This window comes from Streptomyces sp. NPDC047453, assembly GCF_040643155.1.
Taxonomy (GTDB): domain Bacteria; phylum Actinomycetota; class Actinomycetes; order Streptomycetales; family Streptomycetaceae; genus Streptomyces.
The window spans coordinates 1-17,824 of sequence record NZ_JBEYTS010000104.1 but is presented as its reverse complement, the minus strand read 5'-3'; the positions used below and the strand labels follow the sequence as shown (position 1 = coordinate 17,824).

At 68.7% G+C, this 17,824-nt stretch carries 17 protein-coding genes and 4 pseudogenes; 15 read left to right on the top strand and 6 right to left on the bottom strand.

Annotation, left to right across the window (positions count from 1 at the left end; all coding sequences use genetic code 11):
- Positions 1–118: 118 nt before the first annotated feature.
- Positions 119–577 (bottom strand): hypothetical protein, encoded by a 459-nt coding sequence (locus ABZ818_RS39440; RefSeq protein WP_361426157.1) that lies wholly within the window; start codon positions 575–577, stop codon positions 119–121.
- Positions 578–779: 202 nt separating this feature from the next.
- Here ABZ818_RS39440 and ABZ818_RS39435 point away from each other — a divergent pair, with 202 nt between their 5' ends.
- Complete coding sequence (locus tag ABZ818_RS39435) at positions 780–1,454, top strand: pyridoxamine 5'-phosphate oxidase family protein (RefSeq protein ID WP_361426155.1); 675 nt, start codon at positions 780–782, stop codon at positions 1,452–1,454.
- 287 nt (positions 1,455–1,741) lie between these two features.
- Here the strand turns inward: ABZ818_RS39435 and ABZ818_RS39430 are convergent, their stop codons facing one another.
- On the bottom strand, positions 1,742–2,719 hold the full coding sequence (locus ABZ818_RS39430; protein ID WP_361426160.1) for a D-cysteine desulfhydrase family protein: 978 nt from the start codon (positions 2,717–2,719) through the stop codon (positions 1,742–1,744).
- 276 nt (positions 2,720–2,995) lie between these two features.
- Here ABZ818_RS39430 and ABZ818_RS39425 point away from each other — a divergent pair.
- From ABZ818_RS39425 to ABZ818_RS39415, 3 genes and pseudogenes are all read left to right on the top strand, one after another.
- Positions 2,996–3,370, top strand: a pseudogene (locus ABZ818_RS39425) (SDR family NAD(P)-dependent oxidoreductase); the annotation flags it as partial.
- A 95-nt stretch (positions 3,371–3,465) separates the two neighbouring features.
- Positions 3,466–3,573 (top strand): annotated as a pseudogene (locus ABZ818_RS39420) (IS630 family transposase); the annotation flags it as partial.
- Between the two features lie 19 nt (positions 3,574–3,592).
- Positions 3,593–3,970, top strand: a complete 378-nt coding sequence (locus tag ABZ818_RS39415; RefSeq protein ID WP_361426152.1) for a VOC family protein — start codon at positions 3,593–3,595, stop codon at positions 3,968–3,970.
- 287 nt (positions 3,971–4,257) lie between these two features.
- Here ABZ818_RS39415 and ABZ818_RS39410 read toward each other — a convergent pair whose 3' ends face one another.
- Positions 4,258–4,926 (bottom strand): NAD-dependent epimerase/dehydratase family protein, encoded by a 669-nt coding sequence (locus ABZ818_RS39410; protein ID WP_361426149.1) that lies wholly within the window; start codon positions 4,924–4,926, stop codon positions 4,258–4,260.
- A 22-nt stretch (positions 4,927–4,948) separates the two neighbouring features.
- Positions 4,949–5,623, bottom strand: coding sequence for a TetR/AcrR family transcriptional regulator (locus ABZ818_RS39405; RefSeq protein WP_361426146.1), 675 nt, complete (start codon positions 5,621–5,623; stop codon positions 4,949–4,951).
- 168 nt (positions 5,624–5,791) lie between these two features.
- On the opposite strand from ABZ818_RS39405, the gene ABZ818_RS39400 reads away from it, so the two are divergent.
- From ABZ818_RS39400 to ABZ818_RS39380, 5 genes and pseudogenes are all read left to right on the top strand, one after another.
- On the top strand, positions 5,792–6,628 hold the full coding sequence (locus ABZ818_RS39400) for an SDR family NAD(P)-dependent oxidoreductase (RefSeq protein ID WP_361426143.1): 837 nt from the start codon (positions 5,792–5,794) through the stop codon (positions 6,626–6,628).
- A gap of 203 nt (positions 6,629–6,831) precedes the next feature.
- Positions 6,832–7,161 (top strand): annotated as a pseudogene (locus ABZ818_RS39395) (IS5/IS1182 family transposase); the annotation flags it as partial.
- Between the two features lie 211 nt (positions 7,162–7,372).
- Positions 7,373–7,921 (top strand): DUF1062 domain-containing protein, encoded by a 549-nt coding sequence (locus ABZ818_RS39390; protein ID WP_361426140.1) that lies wholly within the window; start codon positions 7,373–7,375, stop codon positions 7,919–7,921.
- 130 nt (positions 7,922–8,051) lie between these two features.
- Positions 8,052–8,375, top strand: a pseudogene (locus ABZ818_RS39385) (RNHCP domain-containing protein).
- Positions 8,376–8,504: 129 nt separating this feature from the next.
- The gene (locus ABZ818_RS39380; RefSeq protein ID WP_361426137.1) at positions 8,505–9,299 is read left to right on the top strand and encodes a carbon-nitrogen hydrolase family protein; all 795 of its coding nucleotides are present in this window, start codon (positions 8,505–8,507) and stop codon (positions 9,297–9,299) included.
- 333 nt (positions 9,300–9,632) lie between these two features.
- Here the strand turns inward: ABZ818_RS39380 and ABZ818_RS39375 are convergent, their stop codons facing one another.
- Positions 9,633–10,175, bottom strand: coding sequence for a GNAT family protein (locus ABZ818_RS39375; protein ID WP_361426134.1), 543 nt, complete (start codon positions 10,173–10,175; stop codon positions 9,633–9,635).
- Positions 10,176–10,518: 343 nt separating this feature from the next.
- On the opposite strand from ABZ818_RS39375, the gene ABZ818_RS39370 reads away from it, so the two are divergent.
- The 5 genes from ABZ818_RS39370 (at position 10,519) to ABZ818_RS39350 (ending at position 15,817) form a co-directional block, all read left to right on the top strand.
- Complete coding sequence (locus ABZ818_RS39370) at positions 10,519–11,124, top strand: hypothetical protein (protein ID WP_361426131.1); 606 nt, start codon at positions 10,519–10,521, stop codon at positions 11,122–11,124.
- Entirely contained in the window at positions 11,121–11,732 is a 612-nt protein-coding gene (locus ABZ818_RS39365) for a toxin (protein WP_361426129.1), read from the top strand. The genes ABZ818_RS39370 and ABZ818_RS39365 overlap by 4 nt, the downstream gene beginning before the upstream one ends.
- A complete protein-coding gene (locus tag ABZ818_RS39360) occupies positions 11,732–12,919 on the top strand; it encodes an MAB_1171c family putative transporter (RefSeq protein ID WP_361426126.1) in 1,188 nt (395 codons plus the stop codon). Before ABZ818_RS39365 ends, ABZ818_RS39360 begins: the two co-directional genes overlap by 1 nt.
- Positions 12,912–14,309: an FAD-dependent monooxygenase gene (locus ABZ818_RS39355; protein WP_361426123.1), complete on the top strand. Its 1,398-nt coding sequence runs from the start codon at positions 12,912–12,914 to the stop codon at positions 14,307–14,309. The genes ABZ818_RS39360 and ABZ818_RS39355 overlap by 8 nt, the downstream gene beginning before the upstream one ends.
- A gap of 503 nt (positions 14,310–14,812) precedes the next feature.
- Complete coding sequence (locus ABZ818_RS39350) at positions 14,813–15,817, top strand: LysR family transcriptional regulator (RefSeq protein WP_361426120.1); 1,005 nt, start codon at positions 14,813–14,815, stop codon at positions 15,815–15,817.
- Between the two features lie 127 nt (positions 15,818–15,944).
- Here the strand turns inward: ABZ818_RS39350 and ABZ818_RS39345 are convergent, their stop codons facing one another.
- Positions 15,945–16,331: a DUF5959 family protein gene (locus tag ABZ818_RS39345; RefSeq protein ID WP_361426117.1), complete on the bottom strand. Its 387-nt coding sequence runs from the start codon at positions 16,329–16,331 to the stop codon at positions 15,945–15,947.
- Positions 16,332–17,219: 888 nt separating this feature from the next.
- Between ABZ818_RS39345 and ABZ818_RS39340 the strand changes: the two genes are divergently transcribed.
- The coding region (locus ABZ818_RS39340) for a transposase (protein ID WP_361426114.1) at positions 17,220–17,824 on the top strand (605 nt) is incomplete at its 3' end.

Genomic DNA, 17,824 nt, shown 5'->3' with positions numbered 1-17,824 from the left:
CGCGTGAACGTCATCTGGGCACTGATCCGTGACCGAAGGTGCTACCAAGTCGCACCACCCGTCACCGGGGCGGCTTGACAACAACATTAGGAAGCGAGCAGACCAGGTCGCTGCGCGTCTACTGGTTTGGTGCGTTGTGGCTTGAGGGGTCAGGAGAGGCGCGGCAGTCGCGCTGCAACTCCCCGTCGTTGGCGATGCCTTGGAAGCGACCGCCGCGGCGGGGCAGTGCGAGTCCCACCCGGAGGCGGGGCAGGGTCGGTGCGGCGGCCGGTCCCATTCGGTTCAGGCAGGCCAGGACGTGGTTCGAGGTCGCGTCGTTCTCCTCCCAGGCGGTCAGCAGTGTGGGCACGACCACACCGGCCTCTGCCTGGCCTCCGATGTCCCACAGCGCCGCCGCTGCGAAGACGCGAGTCCACTCGTATCCGGCGTCCAGTATCGGCCGCAGGCGCGGCAGCACGGCCTTGGCCTCCGAGCCGATCCGGCCGAGGACATCGGCCGCCTCGTGATGCCGGTAGCTGTCGAGTAGGCCTTCCAGCAACGGCACGACGGCGGCCGGGTCGCGTTCCCTGCGAGCCATCCGTAGCGCTCGCCTGGGCCCAATTGAGTACGGAAACAGTGTTTGTGCTGATGGATCTCAGCGAGACTGCAGTGGACGCTCGTGGGAGGGGCATGCCTCCGCGAGGAGGCGTTTCTGCGGATTTCGTCGTTCAGGGGCCGACTCTTCGATGAGATCGGAAGATGTCTAGACGACAATATGCGATATCGCTACCTTCGGCGGTATGGCCTCGAAACCTCTCCCGCCCCGACTCACCGTCACCGACCGCACCCGGCATCGGCGCCTCCGTGAACAGGCAAGCCTGGAGCGGACCGACCTGGAGGCGGTTCTCGACGCCGGGTTCGTCTGTCACCTGGGGGTAGTGATCGAAGGGCGGCCACTTGTCCTACCCACCGTGTACGGGCGGGACGAGCAGTGGCTGTATCTGCACGGGTCCGTAGCCAGTCGCAGTCTGACCGGTGATCTCCCCGTCTGTGTCACCGTCACACACGTCGACGGGCTGGTGCTCGCTCGGTCCGTCTTCGAGCATGGTGTGAACTACCGCAGCGCCGTGATCCACGGCGACGCCCGCAAGGTCACCGACCCCGAGGAAAAACTAGCGGGACTGCGCCGGCTCACCGAGCACTCGGCTCCTGGCCAGTGGTCCTACGCCCGCCGCCCGAACCGCAAAGAACTCGCCGCCACCACCCTGCTCGCCCTCTCCCTGGAGGAAGCCTCCGTCAAGATCCGTACCGGCGCACCCGAGGACGGTGACGGGCCCGACGCGGGACTCGGGCTGTGGGCCGGGATCCTGCCCCTGACTGCTGTATGGGGCGAGCCCGTCCCCGATCCAGCACTGCCTACCGGCACCCCCATCCCGGGGCACATCGCATGCCGGGAGGGAACCCGACACGGCTGAGTGGGTGCGGTGACGCCTTTCGGGGACGGCGGAAGTCAGGGGCAGTGAGCCTCATCCGTTCTTTCTACGGTGAAGTTGTGGCCAGCCGTTCGTGCACTGGCACCCGCCGGGGCGGCCGAGCGGGCACTCCCGCCCCGGCCCACCGGCGAAGGCAGCCAGGCATCCAACTCGGCGATCCGAGTGGCAACGGCACCGCCTCAGGGGTGGTCCGGCACCACCCCGGCAGGTACCGACCGGCTGTGGCAGGTCTACCCGCGGCGCTCCGACATCGAGCACACCTTCCACGGTCACGAATCCCAGCCATGCCTGACGCGTTGCTCGGCGAAGGCGACTGCGTCCTGATGGCCGAAGAGCCCCGGCAGGCCTCCCGTGTGGATGAACACGGTCTTCTCACCGGGCTTGATGTCCCCGTCCTGGACGGCGGAGACGAGCCCCGCCATGGCGCGGCCGGTGTAGACGGGGTCGAGGATGAGTCCTTCGGTGCGTGCTGCCAGCAACAGCGCAGCAGCCACTTGGTCGGTGAATACTCCGTAGCCCTTGCCGACTTGGTCATGACGGATTCTGAGGTCTTCGGTGGTCGGGGCGGTCACCGAGATGGGGGCGGCGAATTCGCACACCGCGGCCGCGACTTCGGCGCGGGCACCGGTGTCGACGCCGAGAACACGTTCCGCGCCGAGTCCTGCGACAAGGCCGGCCATCGTGCCTCCGGATCCCAGAGCCACCACGGCATGGCGTAGTTCGGCGACTTGCGCCATGAGTTCTTCGGCACAGCGCAGGTAGCCACGCGCGGCGAGCGGGCTCGAGCCCCCGAAGGGAATGAGAGCGGGCCGCTCGCCTTGACGCCGCAGTCGCTCGGTCACCGCCGTGGCTTCCTGCGCCAGACGGTCGGCGTCGGCGTCGCCGGCCCAGACGATACGCGCATCCAACAGACCGTCCAGTACCAGGTTGCCCGAGTGCGACGCTTCGGGGGAACCCGGGAAGACCAGCACGGCGTTCATACCGAGGCGAGCGGCTGCCGCAGCGGTGAGGCGGGCGTGATTGCTCTGCGGAGCGCCGGTTGTCACCAGTGTGGTGGCCCCCTCGGCGAGAGCCGCTCCCACGGTCCATTCGAGTTTGCGGATCTTGTTTCCGCCGCCGCCGAGTCCGGTCAGGTCATCACGCTTGACCCACAGATCGTCGGGCTGGAGGCCAACGGCGGCGGCTAGGCGGGGGAGTGGCTCGATAGGGGTGGGGAAGGTACCGAGGTCAACGTGACGAGGTGGCAGGGTGTCACTCTTTGTCCTTAATGCTCACGATGTGCTTCTGGCGTGCGGGACGGCGGACGTTCCACAGACAGACTGCCTTCTGCCCGGCGATGCTGCTCGCGTGTCATGGCTGCATGACGGCGGTTTGACGTCGTCTTTGGCCGCCGCGGGAAGCTCGGCAGGATCAGGCAAGAGGTCGGGAGGATCCTGCTTTTCCGCCAGGGCATCGGATTGGTTGCCTTGAGATGTCACATTCCGTGTGGGGACTACGGGCTCCACGTGTGCAGGAGGCACATCATGAAGGTAGCCGTCGTCACTGGCGCCAGCTCCGGTATCGGTCAGAGCGCGGCCATCCAGATCGCCAAGCGCGGGGTCGGCGTCATCCTGACGTACAGCTCCAACGAGCAGGGAGCCAAGAGCACTGTCGCGCACATCCAGCTCTGGGCGGTACCGCCGTGGCGCTGCCCCTCAATATCGGCGACACAGCCGGGTTTCCCGGCCTTCCGTGACGCTGTGGCTGATGCCCTGCGCGAGACCTGGCAGCGGGAGTCGTTCGACCACCTCGTCAACAACGCGGGCTTCGCCGGAATGGCGATGATCGAGGACACCAGTGAGGAGCTGTTCGACAAGCTGACGAGTGGCCTGTTCAAGGGCCCCTTCTTCCTCACCCAGACCTTGCTGGTGAAGGGCGCCGTGGTGGTGCTGACCCGCTACATGGCCAAAGGGACGCGGCGCCTCACTGCCCCTGGCTCTCGACGGTTGTGGACGACCCGCCTGAGCGGGCCCTGGTGCTGTGTGGGGACGACAAGTCGCAGATTCAGGTCCTGGACCGGTCCCAGCCGGTCCTGCCGATGATGCCCGGCGTGCCCGAGCGCTGGGCCAACGAATCGGCCCGTGATCGCTGACCTGCAGTGTGTGGTGCTGGACTGTTCTGATCCGGCGGAACTCGCCGAGTTCTACCAGTCGTTGCTCGGTGGGACCGTCAACCAGCAAGATCGACGATGGGCCGTCGGTGACGGCTGGGCGACCTTGCATGCGCCGTCCGGTCTCGTCCTCGCTTTCCAGCGGGCAGCCGACTATCAGCCGCCGCGATGGCTTGATGCGTCTCGACCTCAGCAGTTCCATCTGGACTTCGGTGTTGCGGACTTGGACCGGGCTCAAGCGCAGGTGCTGTCGTTGGGGGCGAGGCTCTTGGACGCCGGTTCCGGTGGGCGAAGCTGGCGAATCTACGCCGACCCGGCAGGGCATCCGTTCTGCCTGGTCCGGCACTGAGGACGGATGGCCGCTGCAGGAGCCTGGTCCGTCGGACAGGCCCCGGGCGCATCGGGACGCTTCGGCGTCACGATGGGTAACCAACGGGGCCGCGGACTCGCAAACTGTCGTGCTCAATCCGAGCTGCCGGCCTTGGTCGCCCACATCTCGCCGCCGGGCCCCGAGGCGTTCCCAGTGTCCAACCCCCCACCGCTCACGACGCGCGGCGGCGCGCGATCGTGGCGGCCGTACGTGCCATCACCACCCTGTGACGCCCTGCGTGCCAGGGACGTGGACGGGGGGCTCGGTCAGGCCGCCGCCAGGCGGTTGATGCCAGGGGCGTCCAGTACGCGCGCTGTGGTCGTGCCGGAACGTGCGACGACCAGCATGGCGCGGCCCAGGGCGTCGGTTGTCGTGACGTGGCGGGGGAGGGCACGCCGCAGCAGCGGGTAGAGCGCCGTGGTGAGGGGATACAGGGCGCGGTAGGCGGGGGTCCGAGACGTCGCTCCGTTCACGGGATGGATGTAGCCGGGCCGGAACATGTAGGACGTCATGGGCAGGGCGAGGAGGTCGTTCTCCGTGCGGCCTTTGACGCGGGCCCACATCCGGCGGCTGGTGCCGGTGCTGTCGGTGCCCTCACCGGAGACGTACACGAAGGTCAGCGACGGGCTCGCGGCGTGGAGCGCGCGGGCGGCGGCGAGCGCGTAGTCGTAGGTGACGCGGGTGTACTCCTCCTCACCCAGGCCGACGGAGGAGACTCCGAGGCAGAACAGGCAGGCATCCAGGTCCGTCAGCTGATCCTGGATCGCGGTGTAGTCGGTGAAGTCGCCATGGACGATCTGGCGCAGTTTCGGGTGGGTGACGGACAGCGGACGTCGGACCACGGCGAGGACTTCGCTGACTTCGTCGTCGAGCAGGCAGGCGCGCAGCGCGCCGTGCCCGACCATTCCGGACGCTCCGAAGACGATGACGCGCACGGCTGCTCCAAGGTGGGTGGGGTCAGGACGAGGCGCGGGAGAGTGCCCCCGCGGTGAGTGTGGCCAGCATCTCCTGCAGCGCGGTCGCGAAGTCCATCTTGAAGACGGCGAGCGAAGGGTCGGCCTCGTAGGCGGCGAGCATGGCCTTCGACGGTCGCGCATGCGTCCACACGGCACCGATCGCCATGATCACGGCCACGGTCAACTGTGGTGCACTGTCGCCCAATTCGGGAAGGTGACGGCGAGCCAGGGTGGCGACTTCGGCGACATTGGCCACGGCTGCTCGCTTGTAGCGGGCGGCGACCTGCGGGGAGACGTTGTGTTCCAGCACCCCTGTCTGCGAGCTCAGCAGGTCGCACAGGACCCGGCGCTCGGCGAGGGAGGCGGTGACGGCGGCGGCGAACTGGTCGCCGCGCCGGCTCATCGGTGCGGTTGCGTCGATGCCGGCGTCCAGGAGTGCGGGCAGGTCGGCCGTCCACTGCTGCCAGGCGCGGTCCAGGAGCTCCAGCAGGATCGCCTCGCGGGATTCGAAGTACCGCAGCACGTTGGACTTCGCCAGCCCGACGCGGCGGCTCAGCTCGTTCAGGCTGATGTCACCGACAGGCATCTCCTCGAGCATGGAGGCGGTGGTGTCGAGGACGGCCTGCCGCCGGATCTCCCGCTGCTCCTCACTGCGTGCGCGCTGGAAGTTCGTCATGCCCCCATATTACAGACTGCCGGTCTTTTGGCATCAGACCGGCGGTCCCTTACGTTGGCTACGAACATAACGGACCGCCGGTCTGAAAAGTAGGAGTGCGGCGCGGTTCGCCGCCCCGCCGCGCAGTCGGCGTCAGTTCCCGCGGCACGACACGAAATGAGCATCCTCATGTCCAAGGTCTGGTTCGTTACCGGAAGCTCCCGCGGCCTGGGCCGCGCCATCGTCACCGCCGCGCTGCAGGAAGGCGACCGCGTGGTGGCCACCGCCCGCAAGCCGGCCCTCCTCGACGACCTCGTCGCCGAGTACGGCGACCGTGTGCACCCGGTCGCCCTCGACGTCACCGACGACGGCGCCGTCCGCGACGCCGTCCATGAGGGCCTGGAGGTCTACGGTCGCTATGACGTCGTCGTCAACAACGCAGGCTACGGTGATCTTGCCTCCGTCGAGGACACTACGATCGACGCCTTCCGCGCACAGATCGACACCAATTTCTATGGCGTCGTCCATGTCAGCAAGGCGGTGACGCCGATCCTGCGTCGGCAGGGCCACGGGCACATCCTGCAGGTCTCCTCACTCGGTGGCAGGATCACCACCGCAGGTCTGACCGCCTACCAGAGCGCCAAGTGGGCCGTGGGCGGATTCTCTCTCGGCCTCGCCCAAGAGGTCGCACCCTTCGGCGTCAAGGTCACCGTCCTGGAGCCAGGCGCCATGCGCACCGACTGGGCCGGCTCCTCCATGACCGTCCCGCCCATCAGTGAACCGTATCTGCAGACCGTGGGCGCCTTCGCCGACATGTTCAGGAACATGGACCCCGAGGTCGCGGCGGCGAACTCCGCAGACCCCGCTCAGGTGGCGCGTATCATCCTCGACCTCGCCGGACGCGACGACGCTCCCACCCGGCTCCTCCTCGGCCGCGACGCGGTGCGCTACTGGCAGGAAGCCTCGAAGGCGCTTGCCGAATCCGATGAATCGTGGCGCCCGGTCTCCGAGTCCGCTTGGGCTTAGGGTCCGTCCGGCGGATCATGTGACTGGTTTGGGCCGGGGTCGTTGCGCCCGTCGTGGGGCGAGGAGATCTGACGACCGACGAGTGGGCCCGGCTGAAGCTACTTGCCCAAGACGGGCCAGCGGGGCGGGTGTTGGAAGAGCAACCGCAGGGTGATCAACGGGATCCCCTTCCGGAAGCGGACCGTAGTGCCCTGGCGGGATCTGCCTGCGGACATCCTCGCACCCGCCCCGATCACCTTGGCGGCGGCAAGGCGCACAGCTCCCGCTGTAACCGCCGCAACCCGCGCAGACGCCACATCAAGCACACCATCCCCGAGCCGAGGGAGCAGCGGGCCAACTGCAAGCGCCGGGGCAGCAAAGGCGGTCGGCCCGCCGGCTTCGACAGGATGACCTACGAGCGTAGGAGCGAGGCCGAGCGGGCGATCAACAGGCTCAAGAACTTCTGGGCCGTGGCCACGAGGTACGACAAGCGGGCCTACGTCTTCCACGGCACCGTCACCGTCGCCGCGATCTGGCTCTGGCTTCGTCCATGATCCGCCGGATGGAACCTGGCGGTGAGGCGCTCGAAAACCAGTGGAGCAGCGTCGCTGTGCGCCATTACCGTGCTGCCGAACCAAGTCGTCTAATCAAGGACGTGCCGTTGTACACCCTGTGAGACCTCCCAAGCGCTGATTTGTCGCGCGTCGCTCATGTGCGCCGCGCTGCTTTTTGCTGCGGACTTCTCACTGAAACCGGTGTACTTCTGTGCTCAATAACTGGGTGGTCGTGCCCACCTGCCTGCCGCTCGTTCGCCGCCGTTGCCACGCGTGCGCGTCCGCGCGCTTCCGGGCAAGCAGTAAATTTCGCGTCAACGCAAACCACAAGCTCATCGACGTCTGGCTCCTCGTGCTCTGTACCGGTTGCGGGGAAACTGCAAAGCTCACGGTCCTGGAGCGGATGAATGTGCGCTCCGTACGACATGAGTTGCTGGACCGGCTGCATGACAACGACCCTGGCCTGACAGCTGAGCTGCTCCAGGATCCGGTCGTGCAGCGCCGTAATCGCATCGCCCTCGACTGGGACAAAGCCTGGCGCCTCGACACCGGCGGATCGGATCACTTGGACTGCGAGGTGATCGACGTCTCGGTCCGCTTTGCGGCGCGGATCCCTGTCCGGCCGGTGCGACTCATCGCTGAAGGCTGCGGTCTTTCGCGGGCCGAGGTCGAGAGACTGATCACGGAGGGGAAACTCGTTTCGGCAGTCCGGCTGAGCGGCAAGTTCTCCGGCGACTTCACCTTCACGCTCAAGCGCTGAGCCCTCCTCGGGACCACGGGCCTGTCCGGCATGATCCGCCGGACAGGCCCTGGATGGATCTTCGTGGCCGGCCCGCCACGGCTCGAAGTGTTCGGCACCCTCTGACCGACCCGGAAAGGGAGACGCACCCATGCCGCGACGCACCAACTCGCACGCGGCCAGCCCGATTCGACGCCCGCAACGACACAAGGACGTCCTGCACAGCTGGGGCGAACGGCTTCCGCTGTACGGGCTGCCGCCTGGACGTCTCCTCGGAAGCACCGGGCACCGCGCACCGCAACCAATGTCGGTTCGGCCGGGCGGCGAATGGCTGATCATCCACCAGTGCCAACTTTGCGCCGAGCTCAGCGACAACCGCATCGCCGACGACGACAATGCATTGGCCCTGTTCCGCCTCGCGCTCAGGCCGCTGAAGAACGCCGGTATCGCACACCACGCGCTGCTCGCCCTGTGACCATGCCCAGGGAAGCCAGGGGAAGGCCACACCAGCCCCCGGCTCCCTCACGGCCGGCTTGGGGGCGGTCCCTCGCCGAGACGACCGCACTGACCACCGCTCTGTACCAGCACCGCTAGGAGACAGACCATGCTCACCACTGTCGGCCAGTTCAACGCCACGACCGACAAGGCCGCCAACCTCGAGGCCGTCGCAGCCCTGATCGGGCAGGCGGCCGCCCAGGGATCGCAGCTCGTCGTACTGCCCGAGAACGCCATGTACTCCAACCCCGATCCTGAGGCGGACATCGTCCAGCACACCGAGCGGATCGACGGCCCGTTCGCCACCGCGATCGGCACGCTGGCCAGGCGGCACAGCATCACCGTCGTGGCGGGCATGACCGAGACACCGGCGGCCCAGGGCGAACGGCCCAGCAATACCGTCCTCGCGGTGGACCAGAAGGGCGATCCGCTCGGGGTGTACCGCAAGGTCCACCTCTACGACGCCTTCGGGTACCGCGAGTCGGACCACGTCCAGGCCCATACGCCCTCGCCCTTGCTCTTCACCCTGGAGGGGGTCACCTTCGGCGTCATGACCTGCTACGACCTCCGGTTCCCGGAGATGGCCCGGTTCCTGATCGACGCGGGTGTCACGGCCCTGGTCGTCCCCGCCGCCTGGGTGGTCGGCCCGGCCAAGGAGGACCACTGGACCACGCTGGTCCGCGCCCGGGCGATCGAGAACACCGCCTACGTCCTGGCCTGCGGTCAGACCGGCCCCAACTGCACGGGTCAGAGCCTCATCGTGGACCCGATGGGCCATGTGGCGGCATCGGCGGGCGAGGCTCCCGGGGTGGCGTCCGCCGTTATTGACGCGGCGCGGGTGGAGGCTGTCCGCGCCAAGAACCCCAGCCTGGCGAACCGGAGGTTCCGGGTCGTCTTCGGCTGACGGGTCGGCCGGACCGGGGTCAGTCGGCAGCCCGTGGCGGAGTCACCCGGGCTCCGCTACGGAGTGAGTGCCCCGCGCTGACAGGACGCAGGGCTCGGGCGGCCCCGCACTCCACGCCCTGGGTAGGCGTTGCCCCCGAGTCTGCACACGCGCGTGCCCTCAGCCAGTGGGAGGCTGGCTGTGCCGGTCACGGGCAATCACGGCCGCCCTGATGTCGGTCCGCCTGCCGACCGGGTGAACAGGACCCACGGCCGGCGCGGGACGACGTCGCCGTCCTGGCCTTCGGCCGTCCATGTCGGCTCCGTGGCCCGTCCTTGACCGTCGGGCGGCAGCCTAGCCCTTCGAGTCCGGCTTCCAGTCCTGGGCGAGGAGTCCGAGCAGCACCTCGTCCAGGAACTCGCCCATCACCCAGGCCGAGGAGCGCAGCACGCCCTCGCGGACGAAGCCGTTGCGCTCGGCGGAGCGCAGCATCGCGGTGTTGTCCGACAGCGTCTCGATCTGCAGCCGCTGCAGGCCGCGCACGATGAAACCGTAGTGGCACAGCGTCGCGACCACGTCGGTGCCGTAGCCCTTGCCGCGGGAGGACGGCAGCAGCCCCAGCCCGATGTGCGCGGACCGGTTGTGGTTGTCGATGCCCCACAGCGTCGCGGTACCGACCAGCGTGCCGCCCTCCAGCTCCACCACGGAGAACGGCACGTGTCCCTGCTCCTTGTCGTCCACCACGAGCCGCGGATCCTTCGAGCCGGGCGTGATCGGCCGCCACGGCCCGCCTTCGGCCCGGGAGGCGTTGAGCACGTCGTCGTAGAGCTCGGCCCGCAGGATCGGGATGTCGTCCTCGTGCCGGGCCCTGAGCCCGACCTTGCTGCCCTTTAGCATGCGGTCTTCCTATCCGACCGGGTTGGCCGGCGGCAAACCAATATGCGGCCGCCTCGGTTGGTGTGGTTGCGGTCGCAGACGCGTGCGCGCCGACCCTCACCTCCCGCTCGGCAACTGGGGCCGGGTCTGGTCGTCATGGCCAAGCACACCGGCTGAGGATCAGGCGTCGGAAGCGGCACAGGTTCTCGCGCCGACTGGATCAATAGGCTGTTACGAGGCTCCCGCGTCAGCAGTCAACGATCGTTGTCCGCACTGAAACGATCGTTTGTACGACGGGCGTCGCGCGCGTAGGCTGCACGCCACACCACAACTGATGAGAACCGGGAGAGCACCGGTGAAGCCCATGTCATCCCTCCCCGAGACGCTTCAGCGATTAGACGCGCTCATCGAAAATCAGCAGCTGAACCGTGCGGAACTCCTCGACCCGCGCCTGCTGGCAGAGGAGACGGCTCTGCCGGAAAGCACCGTCCGCAGGCTCCTCGTCGGCGGAACACCACCCCGAGAGGAGGTCGGTGAACGGGTCTGCGCACGTGTGAAAACCCTCGCCGACGCCTACCTGGCCCGGACCGGAAGACGAAAGCCGGAACTGGTCGCCGCCGTGCACCGGCAGTGCGGCATCTCCGAGGTCTGGGCCCGGCAGATCATCGACGGCAAGAAGGTTCCCTCCGTCGAACTCCTCCACGGCCTCGTGAAGTTCTTCGACCTCAAGGACGCGAGAGAAGCGTTCTTCACCGACGAGTCCCCCGACGCCCTCAACCGGGCACTGCTGCCGATCCTGGACAAGTACGAGAACCCCGAACAGGACCCCGTCCAGGCCCTGCTGAAGAAATACGGCGTGGTCGCCACGGACATGCGTCACCACGGAAGCCTGACCGCCGAGCAGCTCGAGACGCTCCTTGCCGGCGTCATCAAGTCCGTCATGCCCCCACAGGAGGACAACGGCCGATGAGTACCCGCGCCATGAAGTCTCTGCTCACCGCCCTCGGCAGGGAAGCATCCAAGGCCATCCAGCGGCCGGACGAACCGAGGACCGTCATGAACGCGTTCTGCCAGGCCATGAGCGCGCGCACGGGCCGCCCCATCCAACTGGCCTTCCGCGCGTTCCCCGCAGACCTGCCCGTCCCGGTCTCCGGCATGAGGATCGACTTCGGCGAGCGCTCCGTCATCGTGGTCGAGCAGAGCATGCACCCCGAGGCCCAGCTCGTCATCCTCGGGCACGAGCTGTGGCACGAGGAGAACGGCGACTGCGGCCACCACGTCGCCGGCATGAACGCAGCGGCCCGCGCCACCACCAGCGGGGCGCCCGAAGCCGTACAGCAAGCGGTCGAGCAGATCCTCACTACGGAGGAAGTCCCACGGGATGCCCTCCTGACCGTCGCAGCCCGATCCGACTCGGTCGACAGTCACGAAGTGGACGCCGAGACCTTCGGCCTGCTCTTCGGCCGTGAGGTCCGCACGTGGGTGACCGGCCGCTACGCGGAGAGCCCGGTCAGCGCGACCACCGTGGAGGGCCGCCTGAACCTGTCCCTGCTGAACAGGGGCGGACGCCTTCTCTGATGAGTCCTCACTTCCACGTCCCGTACCTCCTCCCCACCGTTCTCCTCGCCATCGCGCTCGCCTTCAAGGCGCCGACCTTCTTCCGGGCCTGGCGCGACCCCGACGTCAGGGCCACCACCCTGCTGCTGACCTGGGCCACGGCCGTCCTCATCGTGATCACCCCGATCAACATTCAGCGGCTCAACGTGCTGACCGGCGTCCCGAACATCGCAGCGCCGTGGGCGTACTCGTTCCTCACCGCGTTCAACGCGACCGGCCTGACCATGATCATTCGGTGGCGGGAAGCACCCTCCGAAGGCCGGCGGCGGCGGATGATCCGCATCTACTGGATCTACGCGGCCATCGGCGTCGGCCTCTGGGCGACGTTCCTCCTGGCCCACGCCCCCGAACCCCGCATCTACGACCTCGACACCTACTACGCCGGCACGCCATGGATGCGCGAGCACATCCTGCTGTACCTGCTCGCGCACATGGTGTCGTCCCTGGTCGCCACCTACATGCTGTGGCGGTGGCTGCCCGAAGTCACCAACCGGTGGCTCAAGACCGGCGTGATCTTCCTACAGCTCGGGTTCGCCTCCGGGCTGGTCTTCGACGTCACCAAGCTGATCGCGGTGGGCGCCCGCTGGTTCGGTGTCGACCTCGACCTTCTCAGCACCAAGGCCGCGCCCCCCTTCGCGCTGATCGAGGCCATTCTGGTCGCCCTCGGGTTCATCGCCCCGCAGGCCGGGCCTGTCCTGCAACGGTGGAGCCGAGACCAGCGTGACTACTGGCGGCTGAGGTCCCTGTGGCGCGTGGTCCGCGTCGTCAAACCCGCCGCGGTCGCCGCCAGGCTCGGCTTCTGGGCCCCGCTCGATCTGCGGCTGATGCAGCGCCAGCAGCGCATCCATGACGCGCTGCGCCTGCTCGCCCCCTACCTCGACCAGGGCCTCTACCGGCAGGCCTACGAGGCGGCCGCGGCCGCCCACGGCGCCGACGAGGCCCACGGGATCGCCGGGGCCGTCGCCATCCAGGCCGCGACCGACGCGTACCGCAACGGGACCCCCACCAGCAGCGGTCGACCCCAGCAGGCCGCAACCGACATCGCCGACCACATCGACGCCGTCTCCCGGGCCCTGTACCGCCCCCGCCTCATCGGCAGCATCCGCCAGCGGGTGACCAGCACAGAGAGTGTGACCGCACATGCCTGACATAGCTACCGGCAGAGCCACCGCCATCGTCATCGGCGCCAGCGCCGCGGGTCTTTTCGCCGCCGCCGCACTCACCGAACACGCCGATGTCACCCTCCTCGAGCGCGACACCCTGCCCGACGGCCCCGAGCCCCGCCGCGGCGTTCCCCAAGCCCGGCATGCTCACCTGGTGTGGAGCGGCGGCGTACGCGCTTTCAACGACCTGGTGCCCGGCGTCGTGGACGGTGTCGTCGCCCAGGGCGGCCGCCTGGTCCACATCATGGGCGACATGGTCTCCCGTGCCCCCAACGAGGTGTGGTTCCGCCGTTTCACGTCGACGCACCACCGCAACCTCGTCAGCTCCCGCGACCTCCTCGACGCCGTGCTGCGCCGGCACGTCCTCGCCGACGAGCGGATCACCCTCCGTCAGGGCGCCAGCGCTCTCGCCCTCGTGGGCGACGCCGGCCGCGTCACCGGCGTCCAGGTCCGCACGGGCGACGACACGTCCGTCCTCACCGCCGACCTCGTCATCGACGCTTCCGGCCGCGGATCGCGCGCCCCCCAATGGCTCGAGGACCTCGGCCTGCCCCGCGTCACCGAGCGGGAAGTCAACGCCGGCGTGGCCTACGCCACCCGCATCTACCGCGCGCCGGGCACCACCGCCGACGCAGACTTCCCCCTCGTCAACGTCCAGGCGAACCCGGCAAAGGCGCCCGGCCAGGGGGGAATCATCCTCCCCGTGGAGGGCGGCCGTTGGGTCGTCACGCTCTCCGGCACCCGCGGCGGCGAGCCCACCAGCGACCCCGATGCCTTCGTCGACTTCGCGCTCGGCCTGGGCGACCCGGTCATCGGGGAGCTGCTCAAGACGGCCGAGCCGCTCGGCGACGTCGCCACCACACGCAGCACCGCCAACCACCGCCGCTACTACGAGAAACTCGCCCAATGGCCCGACGGGTTCACCGTCCTCGGCGACGCCATCGCCGGATACAACCCCGTCTACGGCCATGGCCTCACCGTCGCCGCACAGGGCGCCCTCGCCGTCCGTGACGTCCTGCGCACCACCCCGGTCACGGCTCCTGGGCTCGCGCGCCGCCTCCAGCGCGTCGCGGCCCGGCCCGTCGCCGCCGCCTGGGACCTGGCCGTCGGCCAAGACGCGTTCTACCCCGGAGCCAGCGCCACCCCGCCCACCGCCGTGGAGCGCTACCTCGCCGCGTTCGTCGACCGGGCAGTGGCCACCGGCGCCCGCAACCCGCGTGCGCTCGGCGCCCTCCTGGACGTGATGAGCATGGAGAAACCGGCAACCCGCCTGTTCTCCCCGGACATGCTCGTCCCGATGCTGCTCGGACCCAAGCGGCCGTTCCTGTCCAAGCCGCCCCTCACCGACGACGAGCGGGCTGCCGCCAACCCCTAACCAAGATCAACTTCGCCCAATTGGGCAAGCCACCGGACCCCGTACGAGTGACGTACGGGGCCCGACGCCTCCCGTCCGTCCGTAACACTCGTCACGAACGGGGACGGACCGGTCGGCGGTCGGTTTGGCGGCCCACTGGATGAGTACGACGCGGGCCTGTTCCTCGCCCAACATCAATTTGCTTCCACTGGCCGGGATCGTGACAGTCCGTGGCAGCGAAGGAAACGCCGAGGAGTTCTGGGGTTCCTGGGTTCCCTTCGCGGTCGCCGACTACTCGCTCGCCCCGTGGGACGGCCTGGCCATCGACCCCGCAGGTCGGCTCGCGACCTTCCACCAAGCCGGCGGTGAACCACCGTGGCGGCCGCTGACCGCACCTGGGTACGGATCTCTCGGGGAGTTTCTGGAAACGTTGGCCGAAGCCCTTACCCGAGGCATCGGCCCGATGATGGCCGAAGCCACTCCTGGGTTTCACCGCGGTGCGCTGGTGTGGGGGCCGCTGCCGGGTGACGGTGCTCCATGGACGCCGGCGCACCCATGAATTCTCTGGTTCGCAGGCCGGTCCGCACAACCGATCCGCGCTCGACACCGTCCGGACGTTCGTCGCCGCCGCCGACGCGGGGCAGTTCCAGGAGGCCGCCGCCGAGCTGGCGGTAACCCAGCAGGCTGTCTCCAAGCGCATCGCCGCACTGGAGCGCAACCTCCGCGTGCGGCTGTTCACCCGCACCGCGCGCGGCGCCGAACTCACCATCGACGGGCAGGCGTTCCTGCCCCACGCGCGTGAGCTGCTGCGCGTCGCCGAGCGCGCGGTCGGGTCCGTGCGCCCCGGCCGCCGTCCGCTGCGCGTCGACGTGATCGCCTCGCGCGGCGCGGCGTCGGGCCTGATGCGCGGCTTCCACCGCGCGCACCCCGAGACCGAGCTCGACGTGATGTGGTTGTTCGACATCGAGACGGCCATCGCCGCCATCCGGTCCGGTGAGATCGACGCGTCCTTCCGCGCCATCGCCGCGCCCGGCCGGCCCCTTCCCGAGGACATCGAGTCCGTCCGGGTGCTCGACGAGCCGCTTCAGCTCCTCACCGGCCCCGCCCACGCGCTGGCCGGCGCCCGGTCGGTGCCCCTAGCTCGGCTCGCCGGGCACCGGATCTGGATGCCCGGCGTCGTCCCCGGCACCGAGTGGGCCGCTTACTACGACGACCTCGTCGCCGAGTTCGGCCTCACCATCGAGGCGACCGGCCCCAACTTCGGCTCCGACGCGCTCCTCGACACCATCGCCGACACTCCGGCCCTGGCCACCTTCATGGGCGCGCACACCCGCCTCGTCTGGCCCTCCGGCCACGGCCTGCGCCGCATCCCGGTCACCGACCCGATGCCCGTCTACCCGCACTCGCTCCTGTGGCACCGCGCCAACCCCCACCCGGCGCTGGCCACCCTCCGCGCCCACCTCGCCGCCACAGCGGACAGCCACGACGCCGCCGGGACCTGGACGCCAGGCTGGGTGCTTCCACGCTGAACGCCGCCCGGTCATCGTGGCCGGATCGACGGACGGCGGCTCGGGGCAGGCGCGGCCATCGGCACACTCCGGCTCTCATTGGGAACCGACCTCGTGATGTCGGTCTCGCGAGGCCAAGCAGTACTGCTCAGCTCTCCTGGGATGGACGCCATTCGTACGTCACAGGGGCTGTCCCGGGCCAGGTCTGCCGGACCTGCTCCAGTCGTTCGTGGTGCTCCTCCATCCAGTTCTCCTGCGGCTGGATCCACAGCATCGTGCTGAGGCGGTCATCGTGGATCGTTACGGCCAGAGAGTGGTCCTCTTGCATGTGGAGAACGAGATTCAGCCCGCGATCTCCACCGATGCTCGCACCCATGCCGGGAGCGAGGCCAGTCAGCTCCTGTTGCCAGGCGTCGAGGTCCTGCTGGAAAAGATAGAGCTCCAGCCGGGCATCGACGAAGCTGGCGTGCGCCAAGACCTCAGCCTGGAGAACGCCGTGACTCGTCTGCACATCGTGCTTGTAGCGGCCGATCACGCGACGATGCAGCGGTCGCCATCCGCGTCTTCCAAGTGGATCAGGTCCACCGCGCCTGGTTCGGTCATCGCCGGCCTCACTGTCTCTGGTGCTGGTCTGGCGTGCATCCTGCCCCATGCCTCATCACGGTTCAGGTGCACCCCGCAGCCCGGGTGGAGACTCACTGCCTCATCGTCCCGCTCGACTGCCCGTCGAGCGGGCTGGTGCCGACCACACCCCGCCTCGCCGCACTCGCGCCAGGCCCGGCGCCACCGTTCCACCGACCGCATGCTGACCCGCAGCACCGCGGCGACCTCCGAGTTCTTCTCACCGTAAGACGCTTGGCCGCCACGGCAGTCGACCACCCAAGTTCGACTTGGTCGACCACCGCGAGCGCCGCGCTGTCGAGTGCGGGCCGGCGGCGAGCATGGACGTCCGGGTCCGGCTGCCGGTCCGTTTCATGTCGGCCGACGAAGAGACTGGAACGGCCGGCAGGCCAGTCACCAGTCGGTGTTCTCGGGCAGTGCGGTGATCCTCGCTGCGCGACGGCGGACGAGGACGGCGGGTCCAGGACGGGTTGATGCCGCCGCGATCGGACCGTCATCGCATGATTACGGTCGGGAGTCCCCGCCAATCACCCCTGCGCGTGGGCGAGGTGGTTCAGCCATGCATCCGACGGTCGCTGACCACACGGTTCCGGGGCACTGGCGGAAGCGGTAGCGACACTCACAGCCGGCCCGCCCGCGCCTGCGCCGACGATCCGGATCTCGCCATGGGTTGCGTCCAGGGAAGTGGTGTACGGGTTCGACCTGATCCGGGGGTTTGCTCCGGCATCGGGATGGTGCCCGCATAGATGAACGGCCACCGGCTGATCTTCGAGATGTCGAAGCCTCGAAGGAGATCAGCACGATGACCGCACCCGACAGTCTGCCCCTGCACGCCCTCGCGGAGGACAACCTCGCCGCGGCGAGTCCCGATCTGCTGCGCGCGATGGTCAAAACGTTCGCCGACGCGCTCATGTCCGCGGAGGCCGACGCCCTCTGCAACGCCGAATACGGCCAGGTCAGCGACGAGAGAGTCAACCACCGCAACGGCTACCGCCCGCGCGAGTGGGACACCCGGGCGGGCACCGTCGAACTGGCCGTCCCCAAGCTCAGGTCCGGGAGTTACTTCCCGCACTGGCTGCTGGAACGACGTCGGCGGGCCGAGCAGGCCCTGATCTCGGTGGTCGCCACCGCCTACCTGCTGGGCGTCTCCACCCGCCGAGTGGAGAAGCTCGCCGAGTCCCTGGGCGTCACCCAACTGTCGAAGTCGCAGGTCAGCGCGATGGCCCGGCACCTGGACGAGCAGGTCGCCGCCTTCCGCAACCGTCCCCTGGATGCCGGCCCCTACACCTTCGTCTGGGTCGATGCCCTGACCCAGAAGGTCCGCGAGGGCGGCCGCATCATCAACGTCCACGCGCTCATCGCGGTCGGCGTGAACGCCGACGGCCACCGCGAGATCCTCGGCCTGGA